The organism is Paenibacillus massiliensis subsp. panacisoli DSM 21345 (assembly GCF_000426545.1).
Taxonomy (GTDB): Bacteria; Bacillota; Bacilli; order Paenibacillales; family Paenibacillaceae; genus Paenibacillus; species Paenibacillus panacisoli.
In genome coordinates, this window is record NZ_AUFO01000001.1 from 328,366 (window position 1) to 353,058 (window position 24,693).

The 24,693-nt window shown below is 50.1% G+C and carries 23 protein-coding genes; 17 read left to right on the plus strand and 6 right to left on the minus strand.

Features of this window, described 5'->3' with window-relative positions; genetic code table 11:
* Nucleotides 1–83 precede the first annotated feature (83 nt).
* The 3 genes from K331_RS0101410 (at nt 84) to K331_RS0101420 (ending at nt 3,658) form a co-directional block, all read left to right on the plus strand.
* Nucleotides 84–728 (plus strand): class D sortase, encoded by a 645-nt coding sequence (locus tag K331_RS0101410; RefSeq protein ID WP_028588893.1) that lies wholly within the window; start codon nt 84–86, stop codon nt 726–728.
* Between the two features lie 245 nt (nt 729–973).
* A complete protein-coding gene (locus K331_RS0101415; RefSeq protein ID WP_028588894.1) occupies nt 974–3,043 on the plus strand; it encodes a glycosyl hydrolase 115 family protein in 2,070 nt (689 codons plus the stop codon).
* Nucleotides 3,044–3,214: 171 nt separating this feature from the next.
* On the plus strand, nt 3,215–3,658 hold the full coding sequence (locus tag K331_RS0101420; protein ID WP_028588895.1) for a GNAT family N-acetyltransferase: 444 nt from the start codon (nt 3,215–3,217) through the stop codon (nt 3,656–3,658).
* Between the two features lie 247 nt (nt 3,659–3,905).
* Here K331_RS0101420 and K331_RS0101425 read toward each other — a convergent pair whose 3' ends face one another.
* Nucleotides 3,906–4,652, minus strand: coding sequence for an MBL fold metallo-hydrolase (locus tag K331_RS0101425; protein WP_028588896.1), 747 nt, complete (start codon nt 4,650–4,652; stop codon nt 3,906–3,908).
* Between the two features lie 263 nt (nt 4,653–4,915).
* On the opposite strand from K331_RS0101425, the gene K331_RS0101430 reads away from it, so the two are divergent.
* Both K331_RS0101430 and K331_RS0101435 read left to right on the plus strand, forming a co-directional pair.
* Nucleotides 4,916–5,473, plus strand: coding sequence for a copper amine oxidase (locus K331_RS0101430; protein WP_018887500.1), 558 nt, complete (start codon nt 4,916–4,918; stop codon nt 5,471–5,473).
* An 81-nt stretch (nt 5,474–5,554) separates the two neighbouring features.
* Nucleotides 5,555–5,866 carry a DUF1292 domain-containing protein gene (locus K331_RS0101435; protein ID WP_018887501.1) on the plus strand — a complete coding sequence of 104 codons (312 nt, stop codon included), beginning with the start codon at nt 5,555–5,557 and terminating at the stop codon, nt 5,864–5,866.
* A gap of 207 nt (nt 5,867–6,073) precedes the next feature.
* Here K331_RS0101435 and K331_RS0101440 read toward each other — a convergent pair whose 3' ends face one another.
* Nucleotides 6,074–7,549, minus strand: coding sequence for an aminotransferase class I/II-fold pyridoxal phosphate-dependent enzyme (locus K331_RS0101440; protein WP_018887502.1), 1,476 nt, complete (start codon nt 7,547–7,549; stop codon nt 6,074–6,076).
* A gap of 189 nt (nt 7,550–7,738) precedes the next feature.
* Here K331_RS0101440 and K331_RS0101445 point away from each other — a divergent pair, with 189 nt between their 5' ends.
* Complete coding sequence (locus K331_RS0101445; protein WP_028588897.1) at nt 7,739–9,001, plus strand: MFS transporter; 1,263 nt, start codon at nt 7,739–7,741, stop codon at nt 8,999–9,001.
* Nucleotides 9,002–9,191: 190 nt separating this feature from the next.
* Here the strand turns inward: K331_RS0101445 and K331_RS0101450 are convergent, their stop codons facing one another.
* Complete coding sequence (locus K331_RS0101450) at nt 9,192–9,842, minus strand: YktB family protein (protein ID WP_028588898.1); 651 nt, start codon at nt 9,840–9,842, stop codon at nt 9,192–9,194.
* A 373-nt stretch (nt 9,843–10,215) separates the two neighbouring features.
* Between K331_RS0101450 and K331_RS0101455 the strand changes: the two genes are divergently transcribed.
* The 3 genes from K331_RS0101455 (at nt 10,216) to K331_RS0101465 (ending at nt 13,263) form a co-directional block, all read left to right on the plus strand.
* The gene (locus tag K331_RS0101455) at nt 10,216–10,815 is read left to right on the plus strand and encodes a hypothetical protein (protein ID WP_028588899.1); all 600 of its coding nucleotides are present in this window, start codon (nt 10,216–10,218) and stop codon (nt 10,813–10,815) included.
* Between the two features lie 332 nt (nt 10,816–11,147).
* Nucleotides 11,148–12,554 carry an NADP-dependent phosphogluconate dehydrogenase gene (gene gndA, locus K331_RS0101460; protein WP_028588900.1) on the plus strand — a complete coding sequence of 469 codons (1,407 nt, stop codon included), beginning with the start codon at nt 11,148–11,150 and terminating at the stop codon, nt 12,552–12,554.
* A 190-nt stretch (nt 12,555–12,744) separates the two neighbouring features.
* A complete protein-coding gene (locus K331_RS0101465) occupies nt 12,745–13,263 on the plus strand; it encodes a shikimate kinase (RefSeq protein WP_018887507.1) in 519 nt (172 codons plus the stop codon).
* Nucleotides 13,264–13,354: 91 nt separating this feature from the next.
* Here K331_RS0101465 and K331_RS0101470 read toward each other — a convergent pair whose 3' ends face one another.
* Nucleotides 13,355–13,660 (minus strand): rhodanese-like domain-containing protein, encoded by a 306-nt coding sequence (locus tag K331_RS0101470; protein ID WP_028588901.1) that lies wholly within the window; start codon nt 13,658–13,660, stop codon nt 13,355–13,357.
* Nucleotides 13,661–13,834: 174 nt separating this feature from the next.
* Here K331_RS0101470 and aroA point away from each other — a divergent pair, with 174 nt between their 5' ends.
* The 4 genes from aroA (at nt 13,835) to ptsP (ending at nt 19,444) form a co-directional block, all read left to right on the plus strand.
* Nucleotides 13,835–15,127, plus strand: a complete 1,293-nt coding sequence (gene aroA, locus K331_RS0101475) for a 3-phosphoshikimate 1-carboxyvinyltransferase (RefSeq protein WP_028588902.1) — start codon at nt 13,835–13,837, stop codon at nt 15,125–15,127.
* 121 nt (nt 15,128–15,248) lie between these two features.
* Nucleotides 15,249–15,680, plus strand: coding sequence for a CoA-binding protein (locus K331_RS0101480; RefSeq protein WP_028588903.1), 432 nt, complete (start codon nt 15,249–15,251; stop codon nt 15,678–15,680).
* A 141-nt stretch (nt 15,681–15,821) separates the two neighbouring features.
* Entirely contained in the window at nt 15,822–17,705 is a 1,884-nt protein-coding gene (locus K331_RS0101485) for a glucose PTS transporter subunit IIA (RefSeq protein ID WP_028588904.1), read from the plus strand.
* Nucleotides 17,702–19,444, plus strand: a complete 1,743-nt coding sequence (gene ptsP, locus K331_RS0101490) for a phosphoenolpyruvate--protein phosphotransferase (protein ID WP_028588905.1) — start codon at nt 17,702–17,704, stop codon at nt 19,442–19,444. Before K331_RS0101485 ends, ptsP begins: the two co-directional genes overlap by 4 nt.
* Before the next feature lie 616 nt (nt 19,445–20,060).
* On the opposite strand, the gene K331_RS0101495 is transcribed toward ptsP, so the two are convergent.
* Complete coding sequence (locus tag K331_RS0101495) at nt 20,061–20,588, minus strand: type 1 glutamine amidotransferase domain-containing protein (protein WP_028588906.1); 528 nt, start codon at nt 20,586–20,588, stop codon at nt 20,061–20,063.
* 218 nt (nt 20,589–20,806) lie between these two features.
* Between K331_RS0101495 and K331_RS0101500 the strand changes: the two genes are divergently transcribed.
* From K331_RS0101500 to K331_RS0101515, 4 genes are all read left to right on the plus strand, one after another.
* Nucleotides 20,807–21,247, plus strand: coding sequence for a hypothetical protein (locus K331_RS0101500; RefSeq protein WP_028588907.1), 441 nt, complete (start codon nt 20,807–20,809; stop codon nt 21,245–21,247).
* Nucleotides 21,248–21,343: 96 nt separating this feature from the next.
* Nucleotides 21,344–21,688, plus strand: a complete 345-nt coding sequence (gene ytxJ / locus K331_RS0101505) for a bacillithiol system redox-active protein YtxJ (protein ID WP_018887516.1) — start codon at nt 21,344–21,346, stop codon at nt 21,686–21,688.
* Between the two features lie 230 nt (nt 21,689–21,918).
* Nucleotides 21,919–22,926 (plus strand): catabolite control protein A, encoded by a 1,008-nt coding sequence (gene ccpA, locus K331_RS0101510; RefSeq protein WP_028588908.1) that lies wholly within the window; start codon nt 21,919–21,921, stop codon nt 22,924–22,926.
* Between the two features lie 150 nt (nt 22,927–23,076).
* On the plus strand, nt 23,077–23,781 hold the full coding sequence (locus K331_RS0101515; protein WP_028588909.1) for a 5'-methylthioadenosine/adenosylhomocysteine nucleosidase: 705 nt from the start codon (nt 23,077–23,079) through the stop codon (nt 23,779–23,781).
* Nucleotides 23,782–23,924: 143 nt separating this feature from the next.
* Here the strand turns inward: K331_RS0101515 and K331_RS0101520 are convergent, their stop codons facing one another.
* Complete coding sequence (locus tag K331_RS0101520; protein WP_028588910.1) at nt 23,925–24,557, minus strand: GNAT family N-acetyltransferase; 633 nt, start codon at nt 24,555–24,557, stop codon at nt 23,925–23,927.
* Between the last annotated feature and the right edge of the window lie 136 nt (nt 24,558–24,693).

Sequence of the window (24,693 nt, forward strand, 5' to 3'; positions counted from 1 at the left end):
AGCCTATGCAGATTGAACCCGTATCTTAAGTCCAATCTACATACGATACCAACTGTGATACGTTCATGAAAGGATGGAGATGAATGCGGCGGTTGCTGCCATATGGCTTGATTGTACTGGGAGTGCTCATCATGCTAAGTCCTTCCCTGATGCGCTGGCTCAACGATTACAAGCAGAATGAACTGATGCTGAAGGCAGAGCAATGGGAGGCTGGGCAGCATAAGCTCAAGCCATCCCTCGTGAATGAATTTGCGAACGTCTCAGCCATGCTGGAGGGGGATGCAGTGGCTGAGGCTCCACTTGTGGATTCTGATGCATTCAATGCTGTTAATGGAGATATCCCGGTAGCTGTTCTGGAGATTCCTGTGATCGAACTGAAGCTGCCCGTGCTGGAAGGAGCGACCCAGTCGAATATGCGTTACGCCGCCGCTCACATGAGTGAGACGGCACCGGTCGGTACCGGTGGTAATGCAGCGATTGCGGCTCATCGCGCCAGAGCGGAGGGAAGGCTATTCAATCGGCTGGATGAGGTCCGTGTGGGTGATTCCATCCTGGCCTCTACAGCTACAGAGAAGTTCGAGTACATCGTTGATCGGGTTATGATCGTCGAGCCAAGTGATCTTTCGGTTCTGGCGGATCGGGAGAATGAGGCCATGTTGACACTGATCACATGCACTCCGAACGGTAAGCAACGAGTGATCGTCCAGGCAAGTATTCACAACACGTAATTATGAATGTAAATAGCTTCGCCTGCACCATGCCATGCTGCGACATCAGCTTGTGGTATGAGTTGCAGGCTTGTTTGCATTCAAGCATGTTGACCTTTGCTGCTAAGTGGTACATTGTGATATCATTTTTGTGTAGAGCGCTTCCAGAGTAGATAGATTACTACATAATACGGCTTCTGAGTCAGACATTCCAGAATGTCCTACAAGATGTCTAAGGTCCCTAAGAGGAGAGGAGATGACTAGATTTGAAAGGGATTTCAAATCTGCGAATATCAGCAGCGAGCGTATATGATATACAGGTAGAGCACACCAAGCCCATTGAGCATGTCTGGCGGATGATTCAGAGGGATCATCAAGCGGTATTTGGAGCACCACCTTTGACTCAAGCAACAGGAGGGACAGGAGCGCCAGTCGTTATTGTCCGCTATGCAGAGGATGAGGACGATTGCCCTTCGTGGCCTGAGTCGTACAGCTTTCACTATCGCGAAGAAGCGCATGGAACGGTACTGGAGATCGTAGGAAGAGACGAGCTGGGACTAATCTACGGGCTACTTCGCTATAGCCACCAAGTGCTTGGTGTTGACCCATTCTGGTTCTGGTCTGAGCTGGAGCCGGAGTCTCGGGAGCTAATGGAGGTGGCTGCGGAGGATTATGAATCTGAACAGCCCTGTGTACGGTATCGCGGCTGGTTCGTGAACGACGAGGTCTGCCTGATTGGCTGGAAGGAAGAATACCCGCCGGGCGAGGAGGTATGGCTGCCAGTCTTTGAGGCATTACTACGCTGTGGGGGGAACATGGTCATTCCAGGCACCGATCTACCACGAACAGGCATTCATCATCAATTGGCGGTCGATATGGGCTTGTGGGTGACACATCATCACGCGGAGCCGCTTGGAGCAGAAATGTTCCTGCGTGCGTTCCCTGGCAAGGCGCCGAGCTATAAGGAGCATCCGGAACTGTTCGAGCAGCTCTGGCGGGAGGCGATCGAGCGGCAAAGGCATGACAAGATCCTCTGGGTGCTGTCATTCCGTGGACAGGGGGACAAGCCGTTCTGGGAGGATGATCCCGGCTTCGACACACCTGCCGCACGAGGGGCGTTGATCTCCAGTGTTGTTCGCAAGCAGTATGACATGCTACATGAATATGTGGAGCAGCCTGTCTGCTGTATGGCGATGTATGGAGAGATTGCGGAGTTGTATAAGCAAGGGCATATTGAGGTTCCTCAACGCGTGATCAAAATATGGGCAGACAATGGGTATGGCAAGATGGTGTCCAGACGACACGGCTCTACCAATCATCGTGTACCCGCCTTGCCTGCGCCGGAGGATGAGGGGCATCACGGCGTCTACTATCATGTGACCTTTCATGATCTGCAGGCCTCCAATCATCTGACCATGTTCCCTGCACCATCATCACTTATTGCAGATGAGCTGGGACAAGCCTTTGCAGTAGGAGCCAGCGATTATCTGCTGGTGAATTCGGGGAATATTTTACCTCATTTATATACGCTGGATTTGGTCGCTGAGCTGTGGCAGCGTGGGAAGGCAAGTGAGCGCGAGCATCTGGAGGTCTTTATTGCTCGCAATTATACGGTGTGTCAGCATGAGATCGCAGCGTTATATGAGCAGTATGCTTCCAGCACGATCAAGTATGGACCGCATGCGGATGACCGGGCAGGAGATGAATTCTATCATCATGCGGCGAGGGAGATCATAGGGCACTGGCTTCGCGGACAACAGCAGGGCAAGGACAGCCTGGATTGGGCAGTCGAAGCTCCCTCCTTGCTGGAGCAGGTGCATTGGTTCCGCAGCAAGACAGAGGAGGCCATTCCACGCTGGGAGCGACTGGAACGACAATGTGCTGAGGTTCTGGAGCAGCTACCGCCAGATGAGCGATGGAGGCTGGAGACACAGCTTCTGGTGCAGCTGCAGCTGCATCGGAGCGGCTGCCAAGGGCTGGCATACCTGTGCCAGGCATACGAATACTTTAAGGCGGGAGATAACCCGCGCTCCTTCATACAAGCCTCTCATGCAGTGTGGAGCTACAGCGAGGGCAAGCAGGCGCTTGAGCATGCTGCACAGGGACGCTGGGAGCATTTCTACCGAGCCGATTGGTTGACGAATATCGACAATACAATTGGCCAAGCGGATACGGTCCGCCGCTTTGTGCGCATTCAGGGGGATAGCCCGGATATGTTCCGCTGGTACAAGGATTTTTTGATGCCGGAGACCGAGAAATATATTTATCTCGAAAATACGCATCGAAATCCACTTCCAGACGATGAGCTTGCACGAAGACTTGAGGAGGTTCTATAGGCTACCTTGTTGTCCCTCTAAAATGGATGTTTTGCATCTTCAGCCCTAGCCAGTTATAATGCCCGATATACGGTTTCTTTAAGGAGTCAAAGTAGCTGATCAAAGTAAGAGTAATTGATCATAGTACAAATAACTTATTGAATTTACTGATTATGGCTGGGAGGATCAGAAGTGGCAGCAGAGATTGTAAGCATAACTACACAAGAGCAACTGGACGAGGCATTGAAGATCCGCAAGGAGGTCTTCGTGGAGGAGCAGAACGTTCCACTGGAGGAAGAGATTGATGGGTACGACCAGCTAGGGGATCAGGTCCACCATTTACTCGTGTTAGAGGGTGGTACAGCTGTTGCAACAGCCCGTCTTATCTACTATGATGACGCTACAGCGAAATTGCAGCGGGTAGCTGTATTGCAGGAGCACCGGAGCAAGGGTTATGGGCGCGTGATCCTGTTGGCGCTGGAGCAGCGAGCCAGAGAGCTGGGGCTTCAATTTGCCTTGCTGGATGCTCAATGTCAGGCTCTCGGCTTCTATGAGAAGCTGGGCTATGTTACGATATCGGATGAGCCCTTCGATGATGCAGGTATTCCGCACGTACGGATGCGAAAGGAGCTTTAGAGCACTACGAAATCAGTTTGAGCACGGATTTAAGTGATAGAGCCAGCTTAGCGTACCTGTGTCGTTGCTTACTAAAGAGTGTACTTGAGCGTAGAAGCCGGGGCGAGCTAGCCGCAAAAAATTCATGATGATTGATTGAGTATTACGTGTGCTGTGTCAGTACATTTAGCCATACAAAAATAGCCGCAGTCTCCTGAACGGGAGCTGCGGCTTTTAGTATTCACGGCGATCAGTTTGTAAAGGCGGTCTAGCGTATCATGTCATCTGTATCATAGATCCGATGTTGCTCAAGGAACCTCATGACACCCGCCTGGTTACGGAACTGCTCCATGCTATCATCATAGTGCATCAGATAGATTTTCTCCTGAATATCCTCAGGAAGAGAGCGGAGTTCATCCAACGTCGTATGCACCGCACCGTGGCCGATGAGCTGAACCTCATGCAGGATCAGACGGTATCCCTGCTGGCGTACGAGTCTCTCTAACAGCTCAGGATGGAATGTCATATCTGCGCTGTAGAAGATTTCATTGTTGATGAGCAAGGAATAGCTGTCCTTGCCTGGAATATGGCGAGTAGGAATAAGCTCGACTTGAATACCGGGAACCAGCTCGGCTGGAGATCCGGGGGTGAGTGGCCTCACATCAAATACGTCCGTAATGCGCTCGATATACCCGTCCTGATGCATGCCACCGCGCAGCGTGTGTTCCCAGAGTGGCTCGACAAGGCTCTCAGCAATGTACAGAATCGGCCTGCGACCATGCACAATATTCATGCGGAAGCCAAGCTCCTCAAGCCCACCTACATGATCGCCGTGAATATGTGTAATGAGGACTGCATCTGGCTCGGTTAGTGGTATCTGGAGCTGATGCATGGCCTGGGGGGCCGTAATTCCAAAATCTATTAGCAGCTTGCCGCTTCCGCTGTCCAGCAGTGCATTGTTGTTGAAGTAGGTCTTGGCGAAGGCTCCGCCCGTGCCCAGCATTTGCAATTTCATTCGTTGATATCCTCCCTTGGATGGATGGGTTCAAAGCTTGCATCGTACCGTTGATCCTCATTAAATATCTATAATGTACAAGCTGGGAACTGATCCTTGAACAAGTTATCCAGCTGTCTGTATTGACAGTGTAGCATGACTGTCCTGCGGTTCCCAAGTGAAGATGTCAAAAGTGTCATTTTTGTGGACAGCTAGCGCAACTTGTGGACTGTTTTGCAGTATAAATGTACAACAACAGATGTTGAGTGGAGGGACATAACGGGATGAAATGGAGAAAAGTGCTGTGCATGGCGATGTTGTTCTCACTCTTCGGTGGAACTACGCTCGCGGCTGAGCCTAGCAAGGATCAGGTGCGTTTAATAATCAATGGGGAAGAGGCGAAGGACGGTGGGGTCGTCATTGAGGGCAAGACCTACGTACCGCTCCGTGACTTTAATGGCATCGTCAGCTTTGATCCGGCTACCGGCAAAGTGATATTTGAACAACCGAATGTGCATATCTTTTTGTTCAAAGGGGACACCCCTTTTGGCAATGTCAATAAAGGTAAGCTGAAGTTCAATGTGTTCTCGCAGGTAGACAGTCTGCAGACCAATGCATATGCTGTCAAGATCGCGATTGCTGATCCGGACGGGAATGTGAAGGACATACAGAGCCAGGAGATCAAGGACCAGCAGAAGGATAACTTCTGGTTCAGGACGGCTGATTTCACCTATGATTTCAAGAAAGCAGGGAAGTATCGGGTAGGGTTCTATATTCAGGAGTCCAAGGATGGACCGTTCGTGCTGATCTCTGAAAAGGTGATTACAGCGCTTGAATCTTGATGCTTGGCAAAAATTGACCTTACTTGGCTGACATGTTACCATACACATGAAGGACAATATTAACCGAAGGTAGGTATATCCATGACTGACCACAAGCATGAACACGGCGAATCCTGTGGACACGACCATGATCATGATCACGAGCATGAAGAAATGGTGCTCACTCTGACGGATGAAGATGGTAACGATGTTGAGATGGTATTGGTAGAGACTTTTGATGTTGAAGACAAGGTCTATGCACTGCTACTCGAACGCGGCAATCCGGAAGCAGACGGCATTATTCTTCGTTTACAGGAAGAGAACGAAGAGATGATGCTTTATAATATTGAAGATGAAGAAGAATGGAAACGTGTGGAAGAAGCGTACAACGAGCTCGTTGCTCAGTACGAATAATCCCATGACCGGCTACAGAGGCCGGATATTAGGGTCCCCGCTTAGCGGGGGCTTTTTATTTAAGTGTAAATATTCAATTGCAGGCACATTCAACAGTTCGAATGGAACCAATTAACGGTGGTCCTAACCCTGTACGAGAAAAAGAGCAGCCCTCGGCTGCTCTAATCTTTGGTGCTATGTCTTGCTTGCAGAATGATCATCTTACCGTTAGAAAATCGGATCAGCCTCGACAATGACCTTGACCTGATTGATGTAGCGGTCCTCGGGACCCTTCACAGGGAGGCCAACCTCAACGTGGTCGACGATATAGTCGATATTCTCCTGAGTAATGACTTCACCTGGAAGCAGAATTGGAATACCAGGAGGGTACACATAAATGAATTCAGCAATGATTCGGCCAGCCGATTCCTTGAATGGAATCACCTCAGTATCTGCATAAAAAGCATCACGCGGAATGAGGGATAGTTGTGGGATTTCCGGAATCTTCACAATCATTTCATTGACTTGGCCATCTGGATAGAATTTATCAGACAGCGCCTGCAGTGCCTCCAGCAATATATTTATAGAATCCTGTGTATCACCAGGTGTAACCAGGCACAGAATGTTATACATATCGCTGAGCTCAACCTCGATATTGTAGTGCTCACGCAGCCAGTTCTCCGTCTCATAGCCAGTTACGCCAAGGTGACGTACGTGGATGGTGACCTTGGTCGGGTCATGATCATATGCTGCCTCCGAGCCTAGAATATCGTTGCCGAAACAGTAGAGGCCAGGAATTTCGTTGATAGCCCGTCTAGCCTGCTCTGCAAGCTCAATGGTCTGCTGCGCCATCTCAAAGCCGTTCAATGCGAGATTACGACGCGAGGTGTCCAGAGATGCCAGCAGGATGTATGAAGTAGATGTCGTTGTCAGCATACTGATAATGGTCTGTACCCGGTAAGGATTGATATAGCCGTTCTTGGTATTCAGATTCAGTACAGAGCTCTGTGTCATGGAGCCGCCTAGCTTGTGCACGCTTGTAGCTGCCATATCCGCACCGGCCTGCATGGCCGACATTGGAAGCTCGGGATGGAAATGAATAAGCACTCCGTGTGCCTCGTCCACTAGTACGGGAACGTCATAGCTGTGGGCCAGATCGACGATCTCCTTCAGGTTGGCACATACGCCAAAGTAGGTTGGATTGATGACCAATACACCTTTGGCATCTGGGTGGCGCTCGAGAGCGCGGCGGACCGAGCTTGTCGTAATGCCGTGGTCGATACCGAGATTCTCGTCTTGTGCAGGAGACACAAAGATTGGCTTGGCACCCGAGAAAATAACCGCAGACATTACTGATTTGTGCACATTACGCGGAACAATAATCTTGTCACCCGGTGAGCACACGGACAGAATCATCGTCATGATCGCTCCGCTTGTCCCTTGGACGCTAAAGAAAGTATGGTCGGCTCCGAACGCATCGGCTGCAAGCTTTTGGGCCTGCTCAATAACCCCGGTTGGCTGATGGAGGTCATCAAGCGGGGCAATGTTAATCAAATCTATGGAAAGAGCATTATCTCCAATAAACTCTCGAAATTCCGGGTCGGTGCCTAGTCCCTTCTTATGACCTGGAATGTGAAATTGTACCGGATTACGCTCCGCATGTTGTTTTAGAGCCGAGAAAAGCGGGGTCTGGCGATGATCCATTAGTGCTGTCACAACCTTTCTTGTTGACGCTGCCGACAGTCTGCCGGCTTCGCGTGTGAGTTATAGTTTTGAAATGATAAGGTGCTTCCTGATACAATACCTAATTATTAAACAAAATTGAGTATAGCAAAATGAGAACGGAATGCAAGCAAACAATTGTGAAATTAAACTGCTTAGGATGTGAAGTGGATGAGTGCTGTGCATACGGCAAATGCCAGAAGGCTCTGGTCTCCATTTTTTGTGTCTTTGTGGATACTGGTATTTCTGGTCGAATTTCTGAAAGGGTCCTTGCTGGTATCGATCCTTCCTATATATATGGGAGACTCCCTGGGGCTATCTGCAGGTGTCATTGGCATCGCCTTCTCGCTTCAGTACTTGGGTGACAATCTGTTCCGGGCCCCTGCAGGCTGGATTGCAGAGCGTATCGGCTACAGAGGCACGATGATCGCGGCCTTTATTGTGACCTTGCTGTCGGTCCTGATGCTGGCCTTCTTCACCTCACCACTCATGCTGGTGCTGGCCTGCTTGTTGCTGGGCATGGGAACCTCTCCGCTGTGGCCCTGTGCGATGACGGGTACGACTGAAATATCTGGGCCGACCAATAGCAACGGGCGTGCGATGGGTACGCTTGAGATCGCTCTCCTGAGCGGCACAGGCCTTGGCCCCATCATTATGAACTATATTGCCTCTCATTCAGGCCACGAATACGGAGTCGTGTTCATGGTATTGACTGGAAGCGTCATTCTAGCCTTGCTGGTCTCCATGCTGCTGCCTGGCAGGAAGCCTGTATTGACAGTATCAGATTCGGATGGCGGTGGGCGAGTGGATCAGCTCATGGACAGTATTAGAGAAACGCTGGATTTCGTTCGGCATCATCTCCACGTGAATCGGTTGATCTATCCGGCGCTGTTTCTGCAATCCTTTGTCATTGGTGTGCTGAGCCCTGTGCTGACGCTGTACGCGCGTACGGATCTCGGTCTATCTCCCAACATGTATAGCGTGCTGCTCGTAGCTGGTGGGGCGGTAACAGCCATCACACTTATTCCGTGTGGGCGGCTAGTGGATCGTTTTGGCCCGAGGGTGTTTTTGCATATTGGATTCATGCTGGCAGGTCTTACTCTACTGGTGTTCTTTCAGGTTAGAGCTCTTCCGCATATTTTTATTGCGGTCGGCGTTATCGGGTTCAGCTACGCACTCATTCTGCCAGCCTGGAATGCTTTCATTGCCAGCTTGATTCCCAAGAGCGAGCGTGGCACGATCTGGGGCTTCTTTTTGACGTTACAGGGTTCTGGTCTGGTCGTAGGTCCCATCATTTCTGGTCTGATGTGGGATCGGGCAGGCCATGCCTCACCGTTTCTGCTCGCAGGTGCAGGGATGCTGCTCTTGTTCTGCTGTCATTTCGCATTAGCCCGAAATCCTCTTCGCAAGCGACGGCGCAGTGATCCATCCTAGACCGTTCTCAACCTCATGACGATCTTCATGGAAGTCTCATTACGAACAGCCCCTGAGTCGCTAGAGCGCGATTTCAGGGGCTGTATTCGTTGGAGCCCACAATCGGAAGCTTCATTCCATACCGAGGTGTCGATCATGTCGATGTGCCTTTGATGCTGCATAGCTGTAGCTATAGGAGCTCTTGTATTTATCAGCGTATGGCTAGGTCATCTTCCGAAGTGAATGCCATCTTGTAAAGGGGCAGCAGCTGCTTGAAGGTGGACTGAATGAGATACAATAGTCCTTGGCTATCACTTAGGCGTGCATCATCCCGCTCTAGACGAATGCCGCAGACGATCTCGGATTTTTTGACTCGGCTCAGCTTATCGGCGATTTCGAGCAGCGTCTCTGGTCCTGTGTCTGATTGAGGAGTTCCCTCAGGAGACATGTGGTTCATGGACCAGTAATAATGCCCCGGAACGATATCAGGAATGTCACCGATGTGAGACTTCAATTGCTCACCGAACACTACTTTGTTGGGACTTTCATAGATAATGGCAAAGACAATGAAGACATGAGTAGAGAACATACCTACTTCAAAATGCGGATAGGCCTTGTAGCCGCGCTTATTTGCTGCCCAGGCAACCCAGGTATCCTTCGGCGGATTCACCGTACGACGTGCGTGCTTGGCGACGTGCGGATACATCTGCTCGCCAGTCAGCTCGGTCATGTAGGGAGTCAATTCCTGACCAAGTAGCTCAAGCTTAGGTCTGACCTGCTCGATGAGTACTTCCATTCTGGCTTCAAGCCCGGGAATTTCAAATACATCAAAATCCTTCTCTTCAAATCCACGAAATGTCATCCTGTACCTCCTGTATATTCCTGTCACATCAAGCAATCGCGTGATGATCATTCAGTGTCTGTTCAGTGTTTTGGTAGCAGCTCATAACGATAAGTATAGCATATGCGATAGTTTTTATTGACGCTCCGTGCCTGAAGATATGATGAAGTTCAAGGCTCAGCGCTGGAGCTATCTTCATGAATCATTGGAATTCAGAACAGAGGCAGCTTAGTCATAGAATATATAGCCATATGAGCAGCAAGCTGCTGAAATTTAGTCAAATAACCAAGTACCCTTACATATGATGAAGTATAAAATAGAGCAAGGATACGATCAGACTGAGCAGCCATTGCGCAGCCGAGGCTGATCCGAACCTTAAGAAGGAGGGATTGCCGTGAATAAGGGCTGCGAAGTGGAATACTGCAATTTGGAGCTCCGGTTTAGCCGCCGGCACATCCACAATTTAATCAAGGACCTTATTCAGGAGGGGTACTCCCTGTACTGGAGCGAGGACGAATCCTATCTCGTGCTCTCGGTCAGAACAGGACGCAAGCTCGTCAAGCTCCGTTTCCAACAGCTTCGGACAGGCGATTATAAGCTGGCGGGGGATTACATGATTCGGGATACAAAATTGGCAGAATGGCTGGAAAAGCTGATCGAGGTGACACGCGGACATGCTGTCGTCAAACGATTCAAGGATCATCATATTCTGGTGGAGAACATTCTGTTCGGAGAAGTGATTCGTCTCGTTGAGGTCACAGGCTTCAAGCAGCGCATTCTGTTCCAGAAGGGACCCGTTCTGTCTGCCGAGGAAATGGAGGAAATGTTCAACTCGTACGAGGGAGAAGAGCGGCTGCAGCTACTGACGATGGAAATTGACGATCATCTGGAACGATTGTCGGTTGCGCTTCGGGAAGGCGATGATCTCAAGGCAGAACGATGCCGCACGGAGCTGGTTCCGTTAGCCAGACAGCTTATGATGCTGGAAGGATGAGCAAGGAACGCTTTAGCAGGTAAAGGCACACGCACATGAACTCAACTGGAGAGCTGTCGGGATGACCGACAGCTATTCTTTTGCTTGGGGAGGGATCAGTTCTAGTAAGCTCTAAGAATAAGCGCTGGTTAGCGTAAGCGCGCATAAGTAGTCTTTGAAAATACAAAATACGACTGAGTCTGGTCTCGAAGGGGTACTGTAAGTTGTACAAGCAGTCCTGTAACAGGCAGGGGTTCACTTCTACACGCAAAAACGTTAAAATGTAATGTAATAGCATGCGCATATGCAAATGCTTGAATAAAAAAATATATGTGCAAAGGATGAGAAACCAGATGGCAAAACAGCAAATTGGTGTTATCGGTCTGGCCGTAATGGGCAAAAACCTGGCTCTTAACATTGAAAGCAAAGGCTTCACGGTCTCGGTATATAATCGTTCCTCCGAGAAGACACATGATCTGCTCAAGGAAGCGGAGGGCAAGAACCTGACAGGCACGTTCACTATTGAAGAATTCGTGAATTCCCTGGAATCCCCGCGCAAGATTCTGATCATGGTTCAGGCAGGCAAGGCAACAGATGCTACGATTGAACAACTTCTTCCACATCTGGACGAAGGAGATATTATTATAGATGGCGGTAACGCCTACTTCCCTGACACCCAACGCCGCAGCGCAGAGCTGGAGGCCAAAGGCATTCGCTTCATCGGTACCGGCGTATCCGGTGGTGAAGAGGGTGCGCTGAACGGACCTTCCATCATGCCAGGCGGTCTGGAAAGTGCCTACAAGCTGGTTGAGCCGATCCTGACAGCGATCTCGGCCAAAGTGAACGGTGATCCTTGCTGTACATATATCGGTACGGATGGCGCAGGCCATTATGTGAAGATGGTTCATAACGGAATCGAGTACGGTGATATGCAATTGATCGGCGAAGCTTATCATTTGATGAAATCTGTACTTAACGTAGGTGCAGAAGAGCTGCATGAAATCTTCTCCGATTGGAATAAGGGCGAGCTGGACAGCTATCTGATTGAGATTACCGCTGATATCTTCTCCAAGTATGATCCAGAGACAGGCAAGCCTATGGTAGATGTCATTCTGGATGCTGCCGGACAGAAGGGCACTGGTAAATGGACAAGCCAAAACGCGCTGGATCTCGGCGTGCCACTGTCCATGATTACAGAGTCCGTGTTCTCTCGCTTCCTGTCAGCTATGAAGGAAGAGCGCGTGGCGGCAAGCAAGGTACTGAGCGGACCTACCGCACCAGCGTTCACCGGAGATAAGAAGGAGTTCATTGAGAATGTGCGCAAGGCACTGTTCGCCAGCAAGATTGTATCCTACGCTCAAGGCTTTGCTCAAATGCGTGCAGCTTCCGATGAATACGGCTGGGATCTTAAATACGGCAAAATCGCCATGATTTTCCGTGGCGGCTGCATTATCCGTTCCCGCTTCCTGCAAAACATCATGGATGCCTATGATCAGGACCCTGCACTCAAAAACCTGTTGCTGGATCCGTTCTTCAAGAATGTTGTAGAATCCTATCAGGACGCTTGGCGTCAAGTGATTTCTGTTGCCGTTGCTAATGGTATTCCTGTACCTGGCTTCTCCAGCGCACTTGCTTACTATGACAGCTACCGTACAGAGCGTCTGCCTGCGAACCTGCTTCAGGCACAACGTGATTATTTCGGAGCCCATACCTTCAAGCGTGTGGACAAGGAAGGCGTATTCCATCATCAATGGTTCTAATACGGCTGCTTTACAGCTATGATAGCTGTAGTGTGCCAGGGGCGAATAGCTCCCGACTTCTGACTTACTAAAACTAGGCCCTGCTGCTTTTTTGGCGGCAGGGTTTTTCATGGTATCCTGTCGGTGGATTGTCTAATCTTTCGGGCCTGTGGTATGATATGAAAAGTTTAGAGCCAAAAGAGGTGTCACAGTGAGTCATAAAGAGCAATTTTCGAATATTATTCTAGTCGGGCTGTCCGGCACCGGGAAATCCACGGTATCTGAATTGCTGGCTCAGAGGCTGAATTACAGGCTGGTCGACATTGATGCTGAGATCGTGCGTACCGAGCAGCGACCGATCGTGGACATCTTCGCCGACGAGGGTGAGGCTTACTTCAGACAGGCCGAGTGCGATTGCTTGTGCCGGGTCGTGAAGAACCAGCATCAGATTATCGCTACAGGGGCGGGAGCCGTACTCCGTCCAGACAACTGTGAGGCTATGCTTGCAGGAGGGTTGGTAGTGGCCTTGACCGCATCGTTGGAGTCGATTGTCGCACGGATTCAAGGAAACACAGAGCGACCTTTACTAGCTGGTAATGTTGAGGAGAAGGTTAGACGGATGATGGAAGAGCGCAAGGATGCTTATCGATTCGCTCATGTCACGATCGACACAGAAGGGCGTAGCGCTGCTGAAGTAGCTTCTGACATTTTAACACAGTACCGCGTCTAAGCTTTTAGGGGAGTGAGCGTATCGTCCCATGAAAAAGAAGGGCGGCTTAACCGCTCTTCTTTTTGTGAGACTATAGAAGGTTGTATCGGACCTATTGCTCTTGATTCCATTGCAGCATGCCGCCTACCATATTGGTACAGCCAGTATAACCATGCTGCTGCAGGTACTCACAGGCACGCTCGCTGCGGTAGCCACTGCGACAGATGATGATAATCTCACCCGTGTTCTCAATCTCCGTGATACGATCCGGAATTTGCCCAAGGGGGATATGCTTCGCTCCTTCAATCATGCCTGCTGCTACTTCCTCATCCTCGCGGACGTCGATCATTTGCAGACGCTCGCCGGCCTGGAGACGCTGGCGTAATACAGAGGGCTCGATTTCGGCAATCTGTGTCATCGTTCGGACCTCATTTCGTTTGATTTCATGTCATTTGAGATAAATTCACGGCTATTTTTTGCTAATGGTTGTGATATATCTCATGGCATTTATGATATCCAAGCCATGTCTGTGCTGTCAACGGAGCACTTCATTCCACGGCTTACCAAACTATAAATAAGGGGCGCATTGTATATGGATGTTATCGTAAAACCTACTCCCTCCTTGAAGGGTCAATTCGGAGCGCTGTCCTCCAAGAACTATACGACTCGTTATTTACTCGCGGCTGCTCTTGCTGAAGGCACGAGCACGATTCATTTCCCTGCACACAGTGAGGATAGTGACGCTATGCGCCGCTGTATTGCGGACCTGGGAGCTGTACTGGAAGAGGATGACGAGAAGATCGTCATTACAGGCTTTGGACGTAATCCCCATCCTGCGACGGAACTGAACGTAGGCAACGCAGGGGCTGTATTACGCTTTCTGATGGGGACAGCAGCGCTGCTGCCGGATGTGACCTTCGTGAACACTTACCCTGAATCGCTCGGCAAACGTCCTCATCTGGATCTGATTGAGGCCTTGGAGCAGATGGGGGTAGAGGTGGAGCATCAGGCAGGACGCTTGCCTATTCGTATTCGGGGAGGTCAGCCTAAGGGCGGTCACATCCGTGTATCCGGTTCCGTTAGCTCGCAGTATTTAAGTGCACTCCTGTTCTTGACGCCGCTATTGGAGGAGGATAGTCACATTGAAGTGCTGCATGATCTCAAATCCAAAGTGGTCATTGGCCAGACGCTGGAGGTGCTGGAGCAGGCAGGAATCACAGTCGATGCCAGTGAGGATTACATGTCCTTCGACGTCCCTGGCCGTCAGTCCTACAAGGCTCGTGAATACACTGTGCAAGGGGATTATCCGGGCAGCGCAGCCATTTTGGCAGCAGCAGCGGTTACTCATTCTGACGTAACTGTAGAGCGGCTCATGGAGCACAGCAAGCAAGGTGAGCGTGCTATTGTTGATGTACTGCGGATGATGGAGGTTCCTTTGACGCATGAGAACGACGTGGTGCGTATTCAGGGGAATGGTAAGCTGAAGGCAGTGGAGTTCGATGGAGATGCGGCGACGGATGCTGTGCTGGCAATGGTAGCGGCGGCTGTCTTTGCCGAAGGAACCTCCCGCTTCTACAATGTAGAGAATTTGCGCTACAAGGAATGTGACCGGATTACGGACTATCTGAACGAGCTGAAGAAAGCAGGGGCACATGTAGAGGAGCGTCAGGCCGAAATTATTGTCCACGGTACCCCGGAAGGTGTTCCAGGTGGGGTGGAGATTAATGCTCATTTCGATCATCGTGTCATTATGGCTTTGACTGTGGTCGGTCTGAGAGCGGCACAACCGCTACGAATTAAGGATGCACATCATGTGGCCAAATCCTACCCGCAATATTTTGATCATTTGCGTGCGCTTGGAGCCGATGTTGAGTGGGTACAATAATTCGGGCACAATAATTCATAGTGACAAGTCTTTCCTTGTGAGATAATAGAGAGGATGTAACAGGCACGGGGCGTCAAGCGATAGCTAGAGTCCCAGCGCCAAGCTATGGAGGTGATGAAGGATGACATATGCAAATCCTGATCGTGATACCATTCGCCAGATTCTTGAGCAAGTAGGTAATATTGCTGTAGTCGGCTTGTCGGACAAGACGGACCGTACATCTTATATGGTGGCTGCGGCCATGCAGAGCAGAGGCTACCGGATCATCCCGGTGAACCCCACTGCGGCAGGGCAGACTATTCTCGGGGAGACCTGCTATGCATCATTGAAAGAGGTCCCAGAACCCATTGATATGGTGAATGTCTTCCGCCGTAGTGAATTCTGCGCGGATGTCGCTCGTGAAGCCGTAGAGGTGAAGGCTTCTACATTATGGCTTCAACAGGGAATCATAAGTGAAGAGGCAGCAGAGATTGCAACGAGCCATGGAATGCAGGTCATTATGGACCGTTGTATTAAAGTCGAGGAGGCTATCACCCGCCCGAATCGGCCATAGACCCTTGCTTCTTAGATGAAGGTGTTACCTTGGGTGTCAGCTTAACGAATCCGATGGTCTCATCGGGTTCGTTTTGCTTTGAAAATTTTTGACAAATGACAGCCGACCGCTTACCATCATGATAGAAAGGAGAGGATAGCCATGAATTGGCTAGGATCCTTACAGCGGTTGGGCCGCGCGGTTATGCTGCCAACCATGGTGCTTCCTGCGGCTGCCATACTCCTTAGTCTGGCGAGTCTGCCTTGGAACCAATGGGGTCTGCCACTGATCGCAGAGGTGGCTCAGGCGGCCGGGAACGGCATTTTTTACTTTCTGCCTTATTTTTTTGCTGTAGGTGTAGCTCTCGGCATGTCGAATCAGGCAGGGCAAGCGGGGCTTGCTGCTTTGGCCGGAATGGCCATCTACGACCAGGTTACGAAATATTTCGGGCAAGGACTGGTACATCCAGCCACCCTTATAGGTATTATCTTGGGCGTCATATCTGCGGTCACGCATAATCGCTTCAAGAGCATCAAGCTTCCAGAGGTACTGCAGTTTTTTGGCGGTTCACGCTTTGTGCTACTGGTCATCGGGCTTTTCTCTGCCCTATTTGCTTTTCTGATGCTGGGTATTGCCCCGGTACTCCAAGGGCTCTTGGGGCAGTTGGCTGATCTGGAGCAGCATATGGGAGGCTTTGGCCTGTTCCTGTATGGCATTTTATATCGGGTACTTGTGGCATTTGGGCTTCATCATCTGCTGAATAATGTATTTTGGTTCCAGGTTGGGACCTATGAGACGCCTTCTGGACATATCGTGCAGGGTGACCTGCCTCGCTTCTTCAGTGGAGACCCGACAGCAGGCTACTTCATGTCAGGGTTATTCCCTATTATGATGTTTGCGCTTCCGGCGATAGCCATTGCGATCATTCAGGAAGCTCGTGAGGATTTGAAGCCGAAGATTCGCAAGACGTTCCTCACGGCAGCGTTCGTATGCTTTTTGACAGGGGTATCCGAGCAGATTGAGTTTGCCTTTTTGTTCGCAGCTCCTTATCTATTTCTGGTGCATGCTGTATTGTCAGGGCTGGCCATGTGGCTGACCTACGAGCTGGATATAAGGCATGGCTTCTCCTACTCGGCAGGCTTTATCGATTATGTGCTTAATTTCCACTTGTCAGAAAATGCTTGGCTGCTCATTCCTGTGGGCATTGCCTACGGGCTAATCTACTATGTGCTGTTTCGCTGGGCCATCCGTACGTTCCGAATTCCGACGCCAGGTCGGGAGGAAGGGTCTGTACTGGAGGACTGGGCCGGTAGCATTCCTTACCGTGCTCCACTGATTCTGGAGGCGCTTGGAGGCAAGGAGAATATCGTGCAGGTGGAGTCCTGTATCACAAGGCTACGGCTGACTGTACATAATGACAGGCTTATTGATACGACAGCTATGAAAGCACTGGGCTCGGCAGGTCTGATCAAGCTGGGAGGCGGCAATGTGCAGGTCGTCTTCGGAACGTATTCAGAGCTCATTCGGGAGGAGATTGCCAAGCTACTGCAGCGTGATCTCACTCAGGTGCTATTCAACGCTCCGGTGCAAGGAAAAATGCTTCCGATTCATGAAGTTCCTGATCAGATTTTTGCTGCCAAGCTCGTGGGTGACGGTGTAGCTTTCATTCCGGAGAAGGGGGAGCTGGTCTCGCCTGTGCACGGCACGGTCATGCATCTGTATCCGACCATGCACGCCATCGGGATCGAGACACTCGACGGCATCGAAGTGCTACTGCATATCGGAATTGATACATCACAGCTCAAGGGTCATTTTACGGCCCTGGTGGCTGCTGGTGATCAGGTAGAGCCAGGACAACTGCTGATCAAGTTCGATCTGCAGGCTTTACGTCAGCTAGCGCCTTCGCTAGTGACACCGATGGTGATAACGAATCCGGACAGAATCAAGTCATGGAGCTTCGCTCCGTTCAAGACGGTGAAGAAGGGGCAAGCGTCGGTCATGTCTGTTGTACTGTATGATAGGAATGTTGGAGGGGTTGAAACATGATATACGGCATAGGAGCTGCCTCGGGGATTGCCATCGGCAATGCTTTCGTTCTACCAAGCTGGGAGTGGGACTTAACCGATCAAAGAATGGACCCGGTGGACCTTGCCAAAGAATTTGAACGATTGTATGAAGGGATACGGACCTCCAAGGATGAGATTAATTCCATAAAGGATGAGTTCCGTGAAATCGTGGGGCCGGAGGAATCAAGCATATTTGATGCTCATCTGGCCATTCTCGATGATCCTGCATTCATGAATGAAATTCGCGGCATCATTGAACGACAATATAAGGCTGCTGAGGTAGCCGTCAAGGAAGCCATTGATCATTTTGTTACGATGTTCGATCTGTTGGACGATGAATATATGAAGGAGCGGGCGCTCGATATCAAGGATGTCGGCAATCGTTTGCTTAAGCATCTGTTGGGGGCCCCTGAGGTGACCTTGCCGAAGGACACGCAGCCATATATTCTGGTAGCTAAGGAGCTGTCGCCGTCTCAACTCGCCCATCTGAATCCGGGGCACGTCCTAGGGATTGTTACGCTGATCGGCGGGAAGACCTCCCATTCCGCTATCATGGCGCGTGCCCTCGGTATTCCTCTCGTGTCAGGGCTGGAAAGCAACAACAACCTTCCGGTTCAGACCGGGGATATGATGATTGTGGACGGGGACAACGGCAAGGTTTATGTCAATCCTGGAGAGACGGCACTTCGTCGTTATACGAAGCTTCGTACAGAGCAGCTTCGTAAGAAGCAACAGCTTGAACTGCTCGCAACTGTCGATTCTGTAACGAAGGATGGCGAGCGAATTCATCTGGCTGCGAATATAAGTTCAGTTAAGGATTTGGAGATGGCCCTGAAGAATGGAGCCGAGGGTGTTGGATTGTTTAGAACCGAGTTTCTCTATATGGATCGGCCTGCTTTTCCGAATGAGGATGAGCAATTCGAGGTGTACAGACGTGTGGCGGAGAAGGCTGGCTCTCACCCAGTTGTCATCCGCACGCTGGACATAGGAGCGGACAAGCAATTGGATTACTTGCCGCTTCAAGAGGAAGAGAACCCGTTTCTGGGCTACCGCGCCATTCGAATCAGCCTGGATCGACGTGATATATTCAAGACGCAGCTGAAGGCTATTTTGCGAGCGAGTGCGGCTGGTAATGTACGCCTGATGTATCCAATGATTTCTTCTGTAGAGGAGTTTCGTGAAGCCAATCAGGTACTTGCTGAGGCGATGCAGGAGCTTGAGGAACGAGGTGTTCCTTTCAACCCGCGTATGGAAAAGGGCATCATGATCGAGGTGCCAGGGGCAGCCTTGATAGCGGATTTGCTTGCGGAGGAAGCGGACTTCTTCAGCATCGGCACTAATGACCTGGTACAATATGTACTCGCTGTAGACCGCATGAATGAGCAAATTGCCCACATGTATCATCCCTATCACCCTGCTGTGCTGCGGATGCTCAAAATGATAGCGCAGGCAGCACACAGGGCTGGCATCAAGGTAAGTGTATGCGGGGAAATGGCTGGGGACGAGCGCTCTGTTCCGCTCTGGCTGGAGCTTGGGATTCATAATCTCAGTATGTCGCCACAGTCTCTACTTCGTGTGAAGCATCGTGTGCTGAATACTACGGCCTCCAAGGCGAAGGTGATTGCTCAGGAATGCTTAGGCATCTCATATGCAGCGCAGATTGAGGAGAAATTAACCGTTGCAGCAGGTTTGGTTGTAGTCGACCAGGTCAAGAGCTGACGAGACCAGCCACGGGTCAACAGAGCATTGCTTGGGTGAGCACTCGGATAGCTGTGAAGGCAAGGGTGCCATAACGAACATCAATGGTTGATTGACTCTGCAGAGCTGAACATGACTGAGTGTGATCACACTGTAGCTATAGCATCTTAATAGGAAAGGGACGCCCGCTAGAAAGAATTGCGGACGTCCCTTTATCATTTGGAGCTGAATGTGAAGTGCATACAAGTAGGTGAGTTGTGATGAAAGTTTGTCCAGTCCTACAGGAGCCTGTCAGAGTGACGCAGAGGCCTTTGCAGGGACAGTAGTAGCAAACTTCAAGCCATCTGACAAAAGCTTAACAAAGCCTCAGGAAAGTCACACGGAGTCTCAAAGCACCACAACGGAGCCTCACCGAGCTTAGAATGCCTCTGAATGCAGCAGATGAGCCTATATGGTCTCAGATTGCTACAAATGCCTCAACGGAGCTCTGAAGAACAAAGTTCTGCCTTTGAGCTAACTCTTTATGTGCTTATCAACTTCGTTCGAGCCAACAGTGAGCTTAGCGGTGGTCGACAGGGCTCCCCACTTGTGCGATTCTATACATATATTCGATCCGGCCAACGTACTGGTAGCTTGATTAGCCTTTAGCTGCTAACAGATCACAAAATGCCTTGCCATAGGGCGGAAGGTCCGGCGGCCGACGTGCAGAGACGATATGTCCGTCTGTTACGACAGCCTCGTCTTTCCAGATTGCGCCTGCGTTCTCCATATCGTCGCGGATGCCTGGCGTCGAGGTCACAGTGACACCATTCAGTATTTTTGCGGAGATCAGCACCCAGCCGGCATGACAAATCTGGCCGATGATCTTATGATCAGCATTCATTTCCTGAACAAGGTTGATTACCTTGGGGTAGCGTCTTAGCTTATCAGGCGCCCAGCCGCCAGGTACCAGAATGCCATCATAATCACGGCTATCCAGCTCATCGAATGCATATTCTGCCTCCGCAGGGACCCCGTATTTACCGATGTAAGTCTTGCCCTTCTTCTCACCTGCGAGATGCACCTCTCCTCCCTCTTCACGAACTCGATGGACGGGATACCACAGCTCCAAATCTTCGAATTCTTCATCTACCAGTGCAATTACTTTTTTTCCAGCCAATCTCATGTGTACACATCCCTTCTTCTGCTTTATGCTTTTAATATAACATTCGACGTGTAATACACCAAACGGACAGGGCTCCGTGCTGGAATTCGATAATTTATCCGTTTTTTTCGCGAAGTATGGCAATTTGTTCAACTTCTGTACAAAGGCAGGGAAATGAAGGCCAGAGGTCGAATCTCAAATGTATTGGCGTAGAATTAGATAATGGGGTGTATTGGAAAATGCGCAAGCATTGTAGTTGCGGGCGGGCGATGGGTCTGGAGTTACGAGTGATTATCTATGCCCGCAAGGTCAGAATCAGACATGTTCCTGTATATGTATGTGAGGAATGCTGTGGTTACGAGATCATGCCACAGGTTGCCGGACGTATGAAAGCCTTGATTGCGGAGCTTGGAAAGTCTCCCTCCCGGCAAAGCATATCGTTTGCTCAGCGGAATGAGCTGGCGGATGTCATACGTCTGTTCATTGCAGATGAGACCGATGCCCCTGGCGAGCATTGGGAACAGCGCTTTGAAGCCGCAAGGCAGGACAGGATTAATCTCTTGCTGGATCTTTATCGTGTTGCTTCCCAAAGTGGGGACGAGGCGTGGAAGTCACAGCTTCAAGAGAGGCTGGCTCAGCTCCCGGATTGCACCAATGATCCGTTGTTAACTGACGCTTGATACTTTTCATGAAAATTTTCATGGCCATCATTGGATTTTGCATGCACTTTTTGTTACCATGTAATTATGACTATCAGTGAAAGGAATGCATGTCCAATGGCTACTTTGAACCCGATCCACACTTCGGAGCAATTACACGCGGTACTGGACGCATCTTCGGACAAGCCTGTGCTTGTGTTCAAACACAGCACACGCTGTCCAATCAGTGCCCGTGCGCATCAAGAGGTAGAGAATTATCTGCGTTCCGCCAACGACAATTTTGAATACGGTATCATCCTTGTGGTTGAGGATCGTCCAGTGTCTCTGGAGGCAGCTGAGGTACTTCAAGTGAAGCATGAATCACCTCAGGTTATCCTTGTGAAGGATGGCTCAGTCGTCTGGCATACCTCCCATTCGGATATTACAGCTGGAACGCTTCAAGACACCCTGAGTCAGGTCTAAGAAGGCCTGTCATTGCGCAATTAAGGTTTTTGTCGTATCATGTTTTAAAATAGTATTTTGCACACATTGCTTCAAAATTCCACTGAATCTCATTATTCTATGCAGTATGGTACATAGGCAACTCCGGGATATGATTATACTGGCAGTACCGATTCGGATGGTAGATGCGAAATACATAACGGTACCTGGAGAACTGCAACGAAAATTTATCGGCAATGGAGAGAAGGAATGTGACGGTAACGATCTATGATGTTGCTCGCGAAGCAGGCGTGTCGATGGCGACCGTATCCCGCGTAGTCAACAATAACCCTAACGTAAAGCCCCAGACCCGCAAGAAGGTGTACGAAGCTATTGAGCGCCTCGGCTATCGTCCGAATGCTGTCGCAAGGGGACTCGCAAGTAAGAAGACCACGACCGTTGGGGTCGTGATTCCGGATATATCTAATTCGATTTTTGCGGAGATTGCGCGTGGTATCGAGGATATAGCTAACATGTACCACTACAATATTATCTTGTGTAACGCTGATAAACGTAAAGAGAAGGAAATCCGCGTCATTAATACGCTACTAGAGAAGCAGGTGGATGGACTGCTCTTCATGGGAGGTACGGTGACGGACGAGCATATTCAAGCGTTTCAGTCGTCCGCTGTGCCTATTGTATTGTGTGCAACGAGCGACGAGAAGGGCTCTTATCCATCCGTGGATATCGATCACGAAGCTGCAGCATTTGACGCAGTCAGCACACTGATTCGTCACGGACACCGTCAGATCGCGATGATCAGTGGAACCCTTCAAGATCCTGCTAACGGCTATGCGCGTTTCCAAGGTTATAAGAAGGCGCTTGAAACAGCTGGAATTGAGTACCAGGAGGACCTGGTGCGTATTGGCAACTATCGTTATGAATCTGGCGTGGAAGCGATGAAATATTTTCTTGGATTGAAGAAAAAACCGTCCGCTATTTTCGCAGCTACAGACGAAATGGCTATTGGTGCCATTCACAGCATTCAGGATGAAGGCTTGAAGGTGCCGGATGATTTCTCCATCATTAGTGTGGATAACATTCGTATGGCCTCCATGGTGCGGCCTCAGCTTACTACAGTCGCGCAGCCGATGTATGATCTTGGCGCGGTAGCAATGCGTCTGTTGACTAAGCTGATGAAGAAGGAAAATGTGGAGAATCCACGCGTAATTTTGCCGCATGAGACGATTCTGCGTCTGTCTGTAAGCTCTGTGGACTAGATTAGACCTATAGATACAATATATGACTTGATCTTTTGCGTGCAAGGGATCAAGCAGGAAGAAAGCTCCTTTACGGGAGCTTTTTTTTCGAAATCAGACCTTGGAGGAGTCGCTCAATAGATCCAGCAGGGAAAAGGAGAGAACGTAATCATGAGTGAAGTGATAGGGATTATTGGAGCGATGGATGAGGAGATTGAATTGCTGCTGTCCTCAATGGAACAACAGAATCGAGTAGAGCGGGCAGGAATTACCTATGTCGAGGGAGAGATTGAGGGGCGGCGAGTGGTTATCTGCAAATCAGGTGTCGGCAAGGTGAACGCGGCGGTGACTACACAGATTCTCATTGATCGCTTTCAGACGACGACTATTCTCTTTACAGGAGTGGCTGGTGCCATCGAACCAGAGCTGAATGTGGGTGACATAGTCATTTCATCGACCTGTATGCAGCATGACATGGATGTCACGCCGCTTGGATTCGCGAAAGGGATCATCCCTTATCAGGAAGTCTCGGAATTTGCAGCCGACCCCGCACTGATTCAATTGGCAGAGCAAGCATGTACGGTTCTCGGAGCCAATTACCGAATTGGGAAGGTGCTGTCTGGCGATCAGTTCATTGCCAGTGTGGAAAAGGTAGCATCTCTATATCAGGAGATGCAAGGGGCCTGTACAGAAATGGAGGGAGCAGCAGTGGCACAGGTATGCCATATGCACCGCATCCCATTCGTCGTTCTCCGATCCATGTCGGATAAGGCGGATGGCTCAGCCCATACCAGCTTTGCAGAGTTCACAGTAGAGGCATCCCGGCGCTCACATGCCATCGTAGATTACATGCTCAAGCATCTCCCGATCCACTAAGCTGCTATGCGTGCTGACCGCGGAAGCTACCTACTGAAACAGAAGCGACCTCCTGCTTCAAGCGAAGGTAATAGGTTGGTGGTGGTTGTGCAGGTTCACTAGGTTCACTTCACCACCAACCTTTGCTGTAAGCGGATGTATGGCTAATACATTTTACGTCGCTGAAAACGAACCCGATCAAAGGCTTCCTCGGAGGATAATGAGACATTCGGCCCCACACGGACCATAAGGCAGTTCGCAGGATGTGAACAAATCTCAGGGTCATCGGTCGCGTACCAGACCATCCCCACACATTTCATAAGCTGCTCCATCATTCTTCGATAGTCCCACACGGATAGCTTCGAGCCTTGTAAATCCCAATGCCAATAATACTCTGTCGTATATACGATATAATCATCGAGCTGTCCTTCACGAAATCCTGTCTGGATGAGTGCACGACCGATCCCGGTGGAGCGATAATCAGAAGCTACTTCTATGGCTCCCAGTTCCAGCAGGTCATCCATATTGGCCTCCGACCAGCGCTCCAGCTCGTCAGGATAATGGAAGGTGACATATCCGACAATGGTTGAATCCGTTCTGGCGATAATGACTCTTCCTTCTGGCAGAGCGGCAATCTCCATCAAAGCCTCATGCTGCTCCCGTGGTCTACGGAAGGCATCGAGCTGCTCATGGAGCTGAAGTCCCTCCAAATATTCGGCGGCTACCGGACCCTCCACCACCAATGGTATTTCGGCATGCGGAAGCTGCTGCTGCTGGTATATTTTCGTATGCTGCATGAACAGGCTCCTTTCCTCGAAATGATGTCGGATTTACCTGTCTTCCCCTTTTTATAGCAAAAAAACAATTCTTTGAAAAGAATAGCGGTCACAAGTGTGCTATGCTATACTGATTTAGACATAAAAAGTTCACATT

Coding starts and splice junctions, on each gene's coding strand:
- K331_RS0101410 (WP_028588893.1), top strand. CDS start 84: ATGCGGCGGTTGCTGCCATATGGCTTGATTGTACTGGGAGTGCTCATC.
- K331_RS0101425 (WP_028588896.1), bottom strand. CDS start 4,652: ATGAAATTGCAAATGCTGGGCACGGGCGGAGCCTTCGCCAAGACCTAC.
- K331_RS0101430 (WP_018887500.1), top strand. CDS start 4,916: ATGAAATGGAGAAAAGTGCTGTGCATGGCGATGTTGTTCTCACTCTTC.
- K331_RS0101435 (WP_018887501.1), top strand. CDS start 5,555: ATGACTGACCACAAGCATGAACACGGCGAATCCTGTGGACACGACCAT.
- K331_RS0101440 (WP_018887502.1), bottom strand. CDS start 7,549: ATGGATCATCGCCAGACCCCGCTTTTCTCGGCTCTAAAACAACATGCG.
- K331_RS0101445 (WP_028588897.1), top strand. CDS start 7,739: ATGAGTGCTGTGCATACGGCAAATGCCAGAAGGCTCTGGTCTCCATTT.
- K331_RS0101450 (WP_028588898.1), bottom strand. CDS start 9,842: ATGACATTTCGTGGATTTGAAGAGAAGGATTTTGATGTATTTGAAATT.
- gndA (WP_028588900.1), top strand. CDS start 11,148: ATGGCAAAACAGCAAATTGGTGTTATCGGTCTGGCCGTAATGGGCAAA.
- K331_RS0101470 (WP_028588901.1), bottom strand. CDS start 13,660: ATGACACAGATTGCCGAAATCGAGCCCTCTGTATTACGCCAGCGTCTC.
- aroA (WP_028588902.1), top strand. CDS start 13,835: ATGGATGTTATCGTAAAACCTACTCCCTCCTTGAAGGGTCAATTCGGA.
- K331_RS0101480 (WP_028588903.1), top strand. CDS start 15,249: ATGACATATGCAAATCCTGATCGTGATACCATTCGCCAGATTCTTGAG.
- K331_RS0101485 (WP_028588904.1), top strand. CDS start 15,822: ATGAATTGGCTAGGATCCTTACAGCGGTTGGGCCGCGCGGTTATGCTG.
- ptsP (WP_028588905.1), top strand. CDS start 17,702: ATGATATACGGCATAGGAGCTGCCTCGGGGATTGCCATCGGCAATGCT.
- K331_RS0101495 (WP_028588906.1), bottom strand. CDS start 20,588: ATGAGATTGGCTGGAAAAAAAGTAATTGCACTGGTAGATGAAGAATTC.
- K331_RS0101500 (WP_028588907.1), top strand. CDS start 20,807: ATGCGCAAGCATTGTAGTTGCGGGCGGGCGATGGGTCTGGAGTTACGA.
- ytxJ (WP_018887516.1), top strand. CDS start 21,344: ATGGCTACTTTGAACCCGATCCACACTTCGGAGCAATTACACGCGGTA.
- K331_RS0101515 (WP_028588909.1), top strand. CDS start 23,077: ATGAGTGAAGTGATAGGGATTATTGGAGCGATGGATGAGGAGATTGAA.
- K331_RS0101520 (WP_028588910.1), bottom strand. CDS start 24,557: ATGCAGCATACGAAAATATACCAGCAGCAGCAGCTTCCGCATGCCGAA.